Source organism: Phascolarctobacterium sp. (genome assembly GCF_045124115.1).
In the GTDB taxonomy this organism is placed as follows: Bacteria; Bacillota; Negativicutes; order Acidaminococcales; family Acidaminococcaceae; genus Phascolarctobacterium_A.
Genome location: NZ_JBGVLF010000029.1, coordinates 12,691 through 24,793, shown reverse-complemented (window position 1 = coordinate 24,793; position 12,103 = coordinate 12,691). Strand labels below are relative to the sequence as shown.

Below are 12,103 nucleotides of genomic sequence, written 5' to 3'. Positions count from 1 at the left end.
ATGGAAAGCATTATTAAAGACATTAACTTGGCCCCCTTAGGCCATCAACGTATTGCCTGGGCCAAGGAATATATGCCCATGCTGAACCTGTTAAATGAAAAATACAGCAAAACTAAGCCTTTTGCAGGCTTAAATATGATCGTTACCATCCATTTGGAAGCAAAAACAGCTTACTTGGCACAAGTGTTGAAAAATGCAGGTGCCAATGTAGTTGCAACCGGTTCCAATCCTTTGTCCACACAGGATGAGATTGCTGCTGCTTTGGTTGATAGCGGCATCACCGTTTTTGCTACTCACGGCTGCACTAACGAAGAATATGATATGTACCTGCGTGAAGCATTGAAGGTTGAACCTGATCTGATTATTGATGATGGTGGCGACTTGGTAAACATGCTTCATGGTGAACGTCGTGATTTGATTGGCAAGCTGATTGGCGGCAGCGAAGAAACCACCACTGGTGTACATCGTCTGAAAGCTTTGGCTGCAGCAGGCCATCTTGCTTTCCCCATGATTGCAGTAAACGATGCTTATTGCAAGTATCTGTTTGATAACCGTTATGGCACAGGCCAATCCTCTTGGGATGGCATTATGCGTACCACTAATCTGTCCGTAGCAGGTAAAACCGTTGTTGTTGCAGGCTATGGCTGGTGCGGTAAGGGTGTAGCCATGCGTGCTAAAGGCATGGGTGCCAATGTTATTGTTACGGAAGTAGACCCCATTAAAGGCATCGAAGCAGTATTCGATGGTTTCCGCGTGATGCCCATGCAGGAAGCTGCTAAGGAAGGCGACATCTTCGTAACTGTTACCGGTTGCAAGGATGTAATCACCAAACCTCATATGGAAGTTATGAAAAACGGCGCTGTAATGTGCAATGCAGGTCACTTCGATGTGGAGGTTAACAAGAATCATTTGGAAGAACTGAGTGTTATTCCTCCCTATGAAGTACGCAAAAACATTATGACCTATACCATGGCAGATGGTCGTAAGCTGAACCTGTTAGGCGAAGGTCGCCTGGTTAACCTGGCCTGCGGCGATGGTCATCCCATTGAAATTATGGACTTGTCCTTTGCTATGCAATTCTTAGCAATGAAATATTTGCTGGAAAATAAAGGCAAGCTGGAGAACAAACTGTATGTACTGCCTGAAGAATTGAACACCGAAATTGCAGCATTAAAGCTGACTGCAATGGGTGCAGGCATTGATACCTTGACCGAAGAACAGAAAGCTTATCTGGCTGCTGAATAATTATGGAAAAGTTATTAACAAAAGAGCAAGGACGTGCTGCTATTGTAAAAATGGGGCACAAGTTGATTGAAAAGCATCTTGTGGCAGGCTCTTGGGGCAACATCAGCTGTCTGACTGAAGATGGTTTAATTGCCATTACGCCTTCCGGTCGTGGTTACGAAAATTTACAGACTGAGGATGTAGTGTTGCTGGATAAGGCAGGCTCCGTAGTGGAGGGAGAACGGATTCCTTCTTCCGAAAGCAAACTGCACACAGCGATTTACGCAGCTTGTCCGGAAGCACGCGCCATCATCCACACCCACAGTATTTACGCTAGCGCCCTTTCTGCAATGCATCAAGGAGTGCCTGCGATTATCGAAGATATCGTACAAATCTGTGGTGGGCGCGTTAATTGCGCAGAATATGCTATTTGTGGTACCCAGGATTTGGCAGATGCCGCGGTAAAAGCTATGCAAGGGAAGAAGGCTGTCCTCCTGGCCAACCATGGTGCTGTATGCTGGGGCAAAAGCATGGAGGATGCTTTGATTGTAGCGGAAGTTTTAGAAAAAGCTGCTCAGATTGCCATTATCTGCCAAAGCAGCGGTGGCAAAGTCTACGAGCTGGACGCTGAAGATTCCACTATTATGCACAACTTTTATGAAGCCCATTATTCTAAACGACAGATGGGTGAGGAATAGGAGTAAAAATATGAGCAAATTGCTGATTAAAAACATTGAACTGCTGCATACGCCCAATGGGGAAATGTACTGTATTGCAGTTGAAGACAATAAAATTACTTATGTTGGTAAAGACGTACCTGAAGCATACGCTGATGCCGAAGTCATTGACGGTAAGGGTAAGCTTGCAACCGCAGGTATGGTCAACACCCACGGCCATGTTTCCATGACATTGTTACGCAGCTATGCGGACGATATGGAACTGATGGATTGGTTGCAAAATAAAATTTGGCCTATTGAAGATAAAATGAATGCCAACGATATTTATTGGGGCGCTATGCTGGGTATTGTGGAAATGCTCAAGGGCGGTACTACCTGCTTTGCCGATATGTACGCCTTTATGGAGGACGTAGCCCGTGCCTGCGCGGAAACCGGTATTCGCGCCAACCTGTGTCGTGGATTGATTGGTGTAGCACCTGATAAGGACGTAAAGCTAGCGGAAAACAATGTGCTTGCTGAAAATTGGCAGGGGTACGATGACGGACGAATCCGTATTACCTACGGTCCCCACGCTCCCTATACCTGTCCTGTTGATTATTTAGAGAAGGTTATCGCTGCTGCAGCAGACCACAAAGCGGAAATTCAAATGCATTTGTGCGAAACCAAATTTGAAGTAGAAAGCTACCAAAAAGAACATGGCGTTACGCCTATTGCAATGATGGACAAATTGGGAATGTTCGATCTTGGTACTATCGCTGCTCATTGCGTGCATCTGACTGATGCAGACATGGATATTATGGCTGCTAAAAAAGTGCGTGTAGCCCATAATCCTCAAAGTAACTTGAAGCTTGCTAGTGGTATTGCTCCTGTGGCTAAAATGTTAGAGAAGGGGATTGTAGTCGGCATTGGTACCGATGGTGCTTCCAGTAATAACAATTTGGATATGCTGGAAGAGTGCCGTGCAGCTTCCATGCTGCACAAGGCTACTACTTATAATCCGTTGGTAGTACCTGCAGGCAAGGCTTGGGAGATGGCTACTGTAGATGGCGCTAAGGTGTTGGGCTTTGAAAACCTAGGACTTTTAGAGGCTGGACAATTGGCGGATATTGTTCTGTGGGATATGCATAAGCCCTATTGGTATCCTCGTCACAATAAACTATCCCAATTGGTTTACGCAGCCAACTGCACTGATGCTGATACAGTTATTGTAGCTGGCAAAAAGGTAGTGGAAGCTGGCAGGCTGTTAACCTTTGATGAAGAAAAGATTTATGCGGAAGCAGAAAAATGCACCGCCAATTTATTAAAACGATAAAGGAGAAGCAACATGGCAAAAATTATTACTAAAGAATGCATTGCTCCTGCTGTCTATGAAATGGTAGTGGACGCACCCTTGGTAGCACACAAGTGCCACCCAGGTCAATTTGTAATTGTCCGCACCGATGAATTCAGCGAGCGTGTACCCCTGACTATTGCAGATTTTGACAGAGAAAAAGGAACTATTACTCTGATTATCCAAGCAGTTGGCAACAGCACTCATCATTTGTGTGAAACTTTTAACGTTGGCGACGACATCTTGGACGTAGTTGGTCCCTTAGGTCGTCCTTCTGAAATGGAAAAATTCGGCACCGTTGTAGTAGTTGGCGGTGGTATCGGTGTTGCGCCCGTTTATCCTATTGCTCGCGCATATCGCGAACTGGGAAACAAGGTTATTTCCATTATTGGCGCACGTAACAAGGATTTGATTATTTGGCAGGATAAAATGGCTGCTATTAGTGATGAAGTAATCATTACTACTGATGATGGTTCCGCAGGTCGCAAGGGCTTCGTAACCGATCCTCTGCGCGAAATGCTGGAAGCAGGGGAGAAGGTTGACCTTGTATTGGCCATCGGTCCTGTAATCATGATGAAGAATGTGGCTGCAGTAACCAAACCCTTTGAAGTAAAAACTACTGCTAGCTTGAATACTATCATGGTTGACGGTACCGGTATGTGCGGTGGCTGCCGTGTAATGGTAGGTGGCGAGAATAAATTCGCCTGTGTAGATGGTCCTGAATTTGATGCTCACCAAGTTGATTTTGCTAATTTAGTTATGCGTCAACAAATGTATAAGAACCAGGAAGTACTGGAATATAGCTGCGGAGGTCATTGCAAATGCGTGGAGGAATGAGAAACCCGATGCCGGAACAACCGGCTGATGTTCGCAATAAAAACTTTGAAGAAGTAGCACTTGGCTATACTAAGGAAATGGCAGTGGACGAAGCGCAACGTTGCTTGAACTGCCCCAAACCCCGTTGTGTAGCAGGCTGTCCTGTAAATGTAGAGATTCCTAAGTTTATCCATGCGGTAGCAGAGGAAAACTTTGAGGAAGCTATCAAGATTTTGAAACGCAAAAGCACTCTGCCTGCTGTTTGCGGTCGCGTATGCCCGCAGGAAAACCAATGCGAAGGTAAATGCGTATTGGGTATCAAGGGTGAACCTGTTGCCATTGGCCGCTTGGAACGCTTCGTAGCAGACTATGCTCGTGAGCATGGTTTGGATGCTATTGATGCTTCCGGTATTGTACCCAACGGCAAAAAGGTTGCCATTGTTGGTAGCGGTCCTAGTGGTTTAACCTGCGCAGGTGATTTGGCTAAGTTGGGCTATGATGTAACCCTGTTTGAAGCACTGCATGCTGCAGGCGGCGTATTGATGTATGGTATTCCTCAATTCCGTCTGCCCAAGGAAATCGTACAACATGAAATTTCTGCTCTTAAAGAATTAGGCGTAAAGATTGTTGTTAATGCAGTTATCGGTCGTACTTTTACCATTAAGGAATTAATGGAAGAAGAAGGCTTTGATGCTGTATATGTTGGTACCGGTGCAGGTCTGCCTCACTTTATGCATATCCCCGGTGAAAACCTCAATGGTGTTTACAGCGCTAATGAATTCCTGACTCGTGTAAACCTGATGAAAGCTTACCAATTCCCGCAGGTAGCAACTCCTGTATATGTTGGTAAAAAAGCTGCTATTGTAGGTGCAGGTAACGTTGCTATGGATGCTGCCCGTACCGCAAAGCGCCTTGGTGCAGAAGAAGTTTACATTGTTTATCGTCGTAGCAGAGAAGAAATGCCTGCCCGTCAGGAAGAAATCGGCCATGCAGTTGAAGAGGGTATCGAACTGCGCTTGTTGAACAATCCTACTGCTATTATTGGCGATGAAAAAGGCTGGGTAAAAGGTCTGGAATGCATTAAGATGGAATTGGGCGAACCTGATGCCAGCGGTCGTCGCAGTCCTGTAGCTATCAAGGGTAGCGAATACGTTCTGGATGTAGACATGGTTGTAATGGCTATCGGTCAAGGACCTAACCCCTTGATTAAAGATACCACTCCTGATTTGGAAGTTAACAAACGCGGTAATATTGTTGCTGACGAAGTTGGCGCAACTTCCATTCCCGGTGTATTCGCCGGTGGCGATATTGTAACCGGTGCTGCTACCGTTATCAGCGCTATGGGCGCAGGTAAAAAGGCAGCTGCTGCTATTGATGAATATCTGAGCAAAAAATAACTAGCCACAAAAAAAATCCCGTTCTACCGAAGTAGAGCGGGATTAATTTTTTTGCAATTATTTTGCGCTGCCAAACAGGCTCTTACGAGCAGTGAAGAACAGTGCGATTGCCAGGATGAACAGTACAGTACCCAGAGCAGCAGTTACAATATGAGCTGCCATATTAGCTGCAATGATTTGTACCAGTGCAACCAAGGTTACGCAGAACATGAACATCATGGGGATAATTACCATCAAGTTATTCTTGCCAACGGATTTCAGCCAAACACCTACAGCCAACAGGGACAGAGCAGCCAGCAATTGGTTAGCAGCACCGAAAATCGGCCAAATAGTCAGGTAGGAGCCCAAGGACATATAACCGGAGAGAACAACGGTAATCAAAGTTGCAACGTAGGGGTTGGTCAGCAGATTGCCCTTAGCTTCGCCGGATTCTTCTTCAATTTTGGTGAAGAGCTCTTGGAAAATGAAACGACCCAGACGAGTAGAAGTATCCAAAGTGGTCATAGCGAAAGCGGAAATAGTCAGTGCTACAAAGCCTTTTGCTACACCAAAGGAGAAACCAAAGGTGGTCATGAAAGTACCAACGCCATCAGCAAATACGTTTACAGGACCGCCTGCTTTCAGCAGTTCGGTCAGCTTGTCGCCACCAACGTAGCCAACTGCTACAACGGAAACAACAGCCAGAACGCCTTCCAACAGCATAGAACCATAACCAATCAAGCGTGCGTTGCCCTCGTTATCCAATTGTTTGGAAGTAGTACCGGAAGATACCAAAGAGTGGAAGCCACTGATAGCACCGCAGGCAACGGTTACGAACAGCATGGGGAACATAGGGTTGGTGCCTTTGCCGGAAGGATCAAAGCTGGTAACTGCAGGCAATTGCAAGGTCGGTTGGTAAATAACGATACCAATCAGTGCGAATGCGATGCAAGCATACAGCAGGAAGGAGTTCAGATAGTCACGGGGTTGCAACAGAATCCATACAGGAGCAATGGAAGCAACAAAGATGTACGCCATCAGAATGCATACCCAAGTGTTTTTGCTCAAAACTAAGGGGAACATGTTGCCCAAAGCAATGCAGACAACCAACAGAGCAACGCCGATGCCGGTACCAATTTTGAAGCTCAAGCCACCACGATATACTGCCAAACCAAATGCAACTGCCAGCAAGATGAAGAGCAGGGAAGCACTTGCAGCTTGGGGACTGGCAACGAAGGTTGCGGCAACGATATTAGCAAATGCAGCAATAACAACCAGCAAGGTTACGTAAGCGAAAATGGAGAAGAGGAATTTACCGCTCTTACCCAAAGTTGCTTCGATAATTTGGCCAATGGTTTTGCCTTCGAAGCGGATAGAAGCGAACAGAGCACCAAAGTCATGTACGCCGCCGAAGAAGATACTGCCGATCAAAATCCACAGCATAACAGGTACCCAACCAAATACAGCTGCGGTAATAGGACCTACGATAGGGCCTGCACCGGCAATAGAGGAGAAGTGATGGCCCATCAGCACTGCAGGCGGAGTGGGCATATAGTCCACGTTATCGCGTAATGTTTCTGCAGGTGTCTTGCGGGTAGGGTCGATACCCCACTGTTTGCACAGCCATGCACCATAAGTAGTGTAGGCAATGAAGAAAATAATCATAGAGCCTACGAGTAATAAGAAACCACTCATTTTTTTGACATCCTTTCTTTCCCTTTGCATCATTGCAAATAAAATAGTATAAAATATTCACACAATTTCTACAATAAATCGTGCAATATAGCAATAGTATAGCATATATTGTATTTTTGTCAATATATATGTACACATATAGCATAAATGATAATTTATACATTTTATAATGAAAAAGCTGTTAAGTTAGGCACAAAATATTCCTTCTTAACAGCTGATTATATTATTTTAATGCAACAAAATCGAAATATCCTGCAGTTTTTCGTCCTGCCTTATTGCAATAGAGCTTTTCTTTCTTTAAATCTACCACATAAATTGCTAAATCAGACCAACCTTTGAGAGTAAAACAATAGTCCTTGTGGTATTTGGTTTTCTCTAGTTCCGCCAGCGTAGCTGCGTCAATGCCATGCTCGCAGATAAAGAGCATAGCAAAGAGACTGCTCATATGCTCCGTAGTGGTCTGTAATTCCTGCATTTGCTTTTTCAAATGGTCAAGATAGGGGAGCACCTGTGTCATGAATAAAGGCTCGTTAAAAACATGTGCGTAAAGATATTCGTTATGTTTAACGCAGTATGTCTTAATGCTGGGTACCAAAAAATAGCCTTCATCACTGGCGTTGAGTTCTGCAACTAAAGTATAGGGCAGGTTAGTAGGCAAAGGTTTATTATCAAAAAAACGTTGCAAACGATTTTGCAGTAAATCAAGATATGCTTGTGCTTCCATTTTTCTTCCTCACATTGTTCTTAATGCTTATAGTATACGCAAAAAAAACACTGCTGTCCAGTAAAACGCTATATTTATTGCAATGTTACAGATAATTTACCGCACAATAAATGGATATGTGGTATAATATTTCAGTAAACAAAAATATTATGAGGTGATATACATGCATTTTCCCATCGTTTTAGGCGTTAGCGCCCGTCATGCTCATCTGTGTCGCGAGCATATGGATATTCTTTTTGGTAAAGGTAGCGAATTGCACAGTAAAAAAGCTATCGGTCAACCTGGTCAATATGCATCCGAAGAACAAATTACCATGGTTACTCCCAAAGATTCCATGAAACTGCGTATTATCGGGCCTTTGCGCCCGGAAACGCAAATAGAACTGTCTTTGACCGATGCTCGCAAAGTCGGTCTTAATGCGCCCATCCGCAACAGTGGCGATATTGCAGGCTCTGCAGGTGCTAAACTTATCGGACCTTGCGGTGAGTTAGAATTAAAAGAAGGCATTATTGTTGCTGCCCGCCACGTTCACCTGTATCCTGAAACTGCTGCTAAATATGGCTTGGAAGATGGCGATATTGTTGATATTACCACTCAAGGCGAACGTAGTCTGACACTGCATAATGTATTGGTACGTGCAGGCGTAAAACATGCGGACGAAGTTCATATTGATACCGACGAAGCTAATGCTTGCAATTTAGACAGCGGCGTTATGGTCGATGTAGTTTATACTAAAAAAGCATAAATGGTTCCGAAAGGAGGCCGTTAACATGAAAAAATCTGTTGCTCTGACTGTTGCTTTCTTGCTGTGTTCCGGTCAGGCGTGGGCGTATACCAATGCACACGCTGGTTACAGCGTTAAGGATGGCGTACCTTTCTATAAAATGGAGAGCAGTAAAGTATATGCGTTTTCCGGTTTTAAGGCTAAGCCCTTAGCTGAATTGGAGAAAGCTAAAAGTGGTAGTGTCCATGTAATTAACTATTATACTGCCCAAGAAATGGAGCAGATTATAGGTAGTCCCTTTACTACTGCTTACTTCAACGAGCAATTTGACCAAATGGCATTATTAAAGCGTTCTCAGTTGGACGTTCGCACTATTCCTGTACCTTTGTTAGATTTGGAAAAATACGCTGCTTTTGACCACCAGAACAATAATACTTTGGAAAGAAAGTTCTTTGATAAAAAGTTTGCTGAATTGGACCCCATTATTGATCTGCAAGAAGTTGGAGGCCGCAAGGTTATTACTCTTTTGTACCTATATAAAAGGGATAATACTCTGATTTCTGTGCAGACAAGTTTATTATCTGCTAATGATCAGCTCTATATTCTGAGTACTGCTAATTATGATGGTAAAATATTGACTGAATCCAAACAGGAAGAAGAGATGCTTCCCGGTCAATCCTTGAAGAAGAAGTTAGAGCTTAGTGATGCAGGAAGTAAGGAGCCGGAACCGGAAAATACAGTGGCAGAAGCTATTAATCTTGAAACTGTACATCCGGATACTATTGATAAGGCTATTTTAGATTCCTTTAAAAATATTCATAAGAAATTTTTGCAAGGCTTTAGGACCTCTGTTCCTACGGAAGCAAGCAAACCGTTAAGCTATACGGACACTATTGCAGATAAAACTATTGAGCTTCCTCAAGATTGGGTATATGGACAACTGCAGTTTAAAGAAAAGGAAGCTACCGGTAACGTAGGTTTTGCTGCGCCTATGCCCATGCTGCAAAAAATGCTTGAAAATACGGATTACACCGATATTCTGGCACTTGAACAAGATACTGCTGAAGAAGATACGCAAGATTTGGCCACAGTGCTGGGACAAGAATCTAAATCTACAGCGCGCAAACTCTTGCCAAATTTTGATGCTATGCTGTTAACCTGTAGCTTTAAAGCTAAAGATGTGGATCTTAAAGAAATGCTCAGTGCATCCAGAGTGAGCAAGATTCAAGCGGAACTGATGGTAATGGATTTTCTTAGTGGCCTAAAACGTTATGATGCAGATTATTTTGCTTTGCAGTCTGCAGATTATGCGCTTGATTATACCGAGGATGCAACTAAGCTTACAATCAATACGGATGCGGTATTCCTCAAAGAATTTCCGTTGACAAGTCTCTTGCATTTGAAATCCGGTAAAGATTTTGGTAGTGCTTTGCTTTATAGTCATAAAAACGGTTTTGAACCTGGGGGAGAGCTCGAAAAGAGCATTTCTCAGTGGCAATTCTAGTATTTGTACTAAAATTTTCCGCCGAAATGTGCTATAATGTATAAAAGCAAATTTGAGGATTAATTTACGCAAGCAATCAATCAGGCCATCTGAAAATCGTTGCTTGTGAAAAGCAAAAATTTTACATAATATATATTATCGGACGTAAAATTATTATTTTGCGTCCGTTATTTTTTCTGGCTACGTTGTGTTGATTGTCATACTTATTGCGACCCTTTGTCATAGTTAACGCAATCTACGAGCGTTTTAACCTGTCAATGGGTCGCGTTGTCTTTGTCTGAAACTCCCTTTGTTATTCCCCTCTCGGGTGACTTCTGTGCCCCAACTCAATATTTTACTTCTAAGCCATGAAAAGCTTCTTCTAGGTGGTTCTTATAGAAAATGTTCTATTAGGAGCCGTACATGAAGAAGCTTCTTTTTGTTATACTAATAGCATAACCTAGGATGTTATCTGCATAACAACGCATGTTAGGAGAATTTTTATGACTGCACATAAGAAAATTGACAAAGGTGAACGTGTTGTAATCGAAAACAGCATCGGTCGGAATGAATCTTTTAAGCTCATTGCAACCAAGTTAGGTCGTACTACAAGTACTATTACCAGAGAAGTTTTGAAATACCGTACTTTTATTTCCGGCCTTCACAGCTTTAGCAATGATTGTCTCTATGCTTTTGAGTGTTCTGAACTCCATCTTTGCGGTGATACCAATTGCCCTTTCCCTTGTAAAATGTGTCGCAAGACTAAGAGCCTTGGCAAGTGCCATAACAAGTGTAGCCGTTATGTAAGCACAAAGTGCACTTTTTTGGCTCACCCTCCTTATGTATGTAATGCTTGTCAGTTTAAGGATCGTTGTAACAAGGAAAAATACATTTATAATGCCCAGGAAGCTGATAATGCTGCTAATAAAGTTCGTTCTTCATCTAGAATAGGACACCGGCTGTCTGATAAAGAAATGGCTAAGATTGATAAGCTGCTGGTTGACCAAGTTGCTATGAAAGGTCAATCTTTGGCACATATATACAATGCAGTGAAAGATAAATTGCCTATTTCAGAACGAACTTTGTATCGTTATGTTGATCGTTGCTATTTTTCAGTCCGTAACATTGACCTTATTAGAAAGGTTCGTTATACTCCACGCAAGTTGGGTTCTAGCGAAGAACCTGGGTATAAGCGTACTGTTGATAAATCTTATAAGACCGGTCGCACGTATGCGGATTTTTCAGATTACGTAACCATTTATACAGAATGCAGAGTATGTGAAATGGATACTGTAATGGGAAAACAAGGAGAAAAGAAACGCCTTTTGACTATGCTTTTTAGAAAAAACCACATTCTGCTAATCTTTTTACTTCCTGATGGAAGGGCTAGCTCTGTAAAAGCTGTATTCGACAGACTTGAAAAAGAGCTGTCTTTAGAGGTGTTTCAACGTCTTTTCCCAGTTATTTTGACTGATAATGGATCTGAATTCCAGCAGGTAGAAGCATTGGAACTTAGTAAGGACAAAACTTGCCGAACTAATATCTTTTATTGCAATCCTATGAGTTCTTGGCAGAAAGGAGCTATTGAAAAGGCTCATGAATTTATTCGCTACGTGTTGCCCAAAGGTACTAGCTTTCAAAATCTTACACAAGAAGATCTGACACTTCTCATGAATCATATTAATAGTTATACAAGGGATAGCCTAAAATGTGAATGTCCCTACTCTCTCATTAGTCCAAAAGATAAAGATATGGCGAAGCTAATGAAAGCACTAAAAATGGAAAGAATTCCTCCAGAAGATGTAATTCTAAAGCCCATATTGCTTCGGAATAAAAAGTAATATACAAGCAAATTAATAAGATGCAGATGACTGACCTAGCCATATTTTCTATGCTAGATGGGTCGCGATTACTTTTACAAAAAGGAATTTCGAGTCATCTGTTTTCTATGCAAAAATACGGGGTATCTGCTTGAATAAAATGTCTTCGCAATGTTATTTTACTCATGATATTACATACACCAGAAATTAAAATCCTTTAAAGTGCCGATATAT

The 12,103-nt window shown here is 42.7% G+C and carries 10 protein-coding genes; 8 read left to right on the top strand and 2 right to left on the bottom strand.

Annotation, left to right across the window (positions count from 1 at the left end; translation table 11 throughout):
• Genes ACJMM4_RS04095 through gltA form a run of 5 tightly spaced genes read left to right on the top strand, consistent with a single transcriptional unit; the run spans nucleotide 1 to nucleotide 5,444 of the window.
• Nucleotides 1–1,245: an adenosylhomocysteinase gene (locus ACJMM4_RS04095; protein ID WP_405383188.1), complete on the top strand. Its 1,245-nt coding sequence runs from the start codon at nucleotides 1–3 to the stop codon at nucleotides 1,243–1,245.
• A gap of 2 nt (nucleotides 1,246–1,247) precedes the next feature.
• Nucleotides 1,248–1,922: a class II aldolase/adducin family protein gene (locus ACJMM4_RS04090; protein ID WP_405383186.1), complete on the top strand. Its 675-nt coding sequence runs from the start codon at nucleotides 1,248–1,250 to the stop codon at nucleotides 1,920–1,922.
• A gap of 10 nt (nucleotides 1,923–1,932) precedes the next feature.
• Complete coding sequence (locus ACJMM4_RS04085) at nucleotides 1,933–3,213, top strand: amidohydrolase (protein WP_405380019.1); 1,281 nt, start codon at nucleotides 1,933–1,935, stop codon at nucleotides 3,211–3,213.
• A 12-nt stretch (nucleotides 3,214–3,225) separates the two neighbouring features.
• Nucleotides 3,226–4,068, top strand: a complete 843-nt coding sequence (locus tag ACJMM4_RS04080) for a sulfide/dihydroorotate dehydrogenase-like FAD/NAD-binding protein (protein ID WP_405380017.1) — start codon at nucleotides 3,226–3,228, stop codon at nucleotides 4,066–4,068.
• Nucleotides 4,065–5,444, top strand: a complete 1,380-nt coding sequence (gene gltA, locus ACJMM4_RS04075) for an NADPH-dependent glutamate synthase (RefSeq protein WP_405380015.1) — start codon at nucleotides 4,065–4,067, stop codon at nucleotides 5,442–5,444. The genes ACJMM4_RS04080 and gltA overlap by 4 nt, the downstream gene beginning before the upstream one ends.
• A 57-nt stretch (nucleotides 5,445–5,501) precedes the next feature.
• On the opposite strand, the gene ACJMM4_RS04070 is transcribed toward gltA, so the two are convergent.
• Together ACJMM4_RS04070 and ACJMM4_RS04065 are read right to left on the bottom strand one after the other, a co-directional pair.
• Nucleotides 5,502–7,118: a carbon starvation protein A gene (locus ACJMM4_RS04070; RefSeq protein WP_405383184.1), complete on the bottom strand. Its 1,617-nt coding sequence runs from the start codon at nucleotides 7,116–7,118 to the stop codon at nucleotides 5,502–5,504.
• 223 nt (nucleotides 7,119–7,341) lie between these two features.
• Nucleotides 7,342–7,842 (bottom strand): hypothetical protein, encoded by a 501-nt coding sequence (locus tag ACJMM4_RS04065; RefSeq protein WP_405380011.1) that lies wholly within the window; start codon nucleotides 7,840–7,842, stop codon nucleotides 7,342–7,344.
• A 163-nt stretch (nucleotides 7,843–8,005) separates the two neighbouring features.
• Here ACJMM4_RS04065 and pduL point away from each other — a divergent pair, with 163 nt between their 5' ends.
• The 3 genes from pduL (at nucleotide 8,006) to ACJMM4_RS04050 (ending at nucleotide 11,890) form a co-directional block, all read left to right on the top strand.
• Entirely contained in the window at nucleotides 8,006–8,587 is a 582-nt protein-coding gene (gene pduL, locus ACJMM4_RS04060; RefSeq protein WP_405380009.1) for a phosphate propanoyltransferase, read from the top strand.
• 25 nt (nucleotides 8,588–8,612) lie between these two features.
• Nucleotides 8,613–10,070 (top strand): hypothetical protein, encoded by a 1,458-nt coding sequence (locus ACJMM4_RS04055; RefSeq protein WP_405383182.1) that lies wholly within the window; start codon nucleotides 8,613–8,615, stop codon nucleotides 10,068–10,070.
• Nucleotides 10,071–10,552: 482 nt separating this feature from the next.
• Entirely contained in the window at nucleotides 10,553–11,890 is a 1,338-nt protein-coding gene (locus tag ACJMM4_RS04050) for an IS30 family transposase (protein ID WP_405383180.1), read from the top strand.
• Nucleotides 11,891–12,103: the final 213 nt, after the last annotated feature.

Excerpts from the sequence above, each read along its gene's own strand:
- ACJMM4_RS04055 (WP_405383182.1), top strand. The coding sequence starts at position 8,613 with ATGAAAAAATCTGTTGCTCTGACTGTTGCTTTCTTGCTGTGTTCCGGT.
- ACJMM4_RS04065 (WP_405380011.1), bottom strand. The coding sequence starts at position 7,842 with ATGGAAGCACAAGCATATCTTGATTTACTGCAAAATCGTTTGCAACGT.
- pduL (WP_405380009.1), top strand. The coding sequence starts at position 8,006 with ATGCATTTTCCCATCGTTTTAGGCGTTAGCGCCCGTCATGCTCATCTG.
- gltA (WP_405380015.1), top strand. The coding sequence starts at position 4,065 with ATGAGAAACCCGATGCCGGAACAACCGGCTGATGTTCGCAATAAAAAC.
- ACJMM4_RS04085 (WP_405380019.1), top strand. The coding sequence starts at position 1,933 with ATGAGCAAATTGCTGATTAAAAACATTGAACTGCTGCATACGCCCAAT.
- ACJMM4_RS04080 (WP_405380017.1), top strand. The coding sequence starts at position 3,226 with ATGGCAAAAATTATTACTAAAGAATGCATTGCTCCTGCTGTCTATGAA.
- ACJMM4_RS04070 (WP_405383184.1), bottom strand. The coding sequence starts at position 7,118 with ATGAGTGGTTTCTTATTACTCGTAGGCTCTATGATTATTTTCTTCATT.
- ACJMM4_RS04095 (WP_405383188.1), top strand. The coding sequence starts at position 1 with ATGGAAAGCATTATTAAAGACATTAACTTGGCCCCCTTAGGCCATCAA.
- ACJMM4_RS04090 (WP_405383186.1), top strand. The coding sequence starts at position 1,248 with ATGGAAAAGTTATTAACAAAAGAGCAAGGACGTGCTGCTATTGTAAAA.
- ACJMM4_RS04050 (WP_405383180.1), top strand. The coding sequence starts at position 10,553 with ATGACTGCACATAAGAAAATTGACAAAGGTGAACGTGTTGTAATCGAA.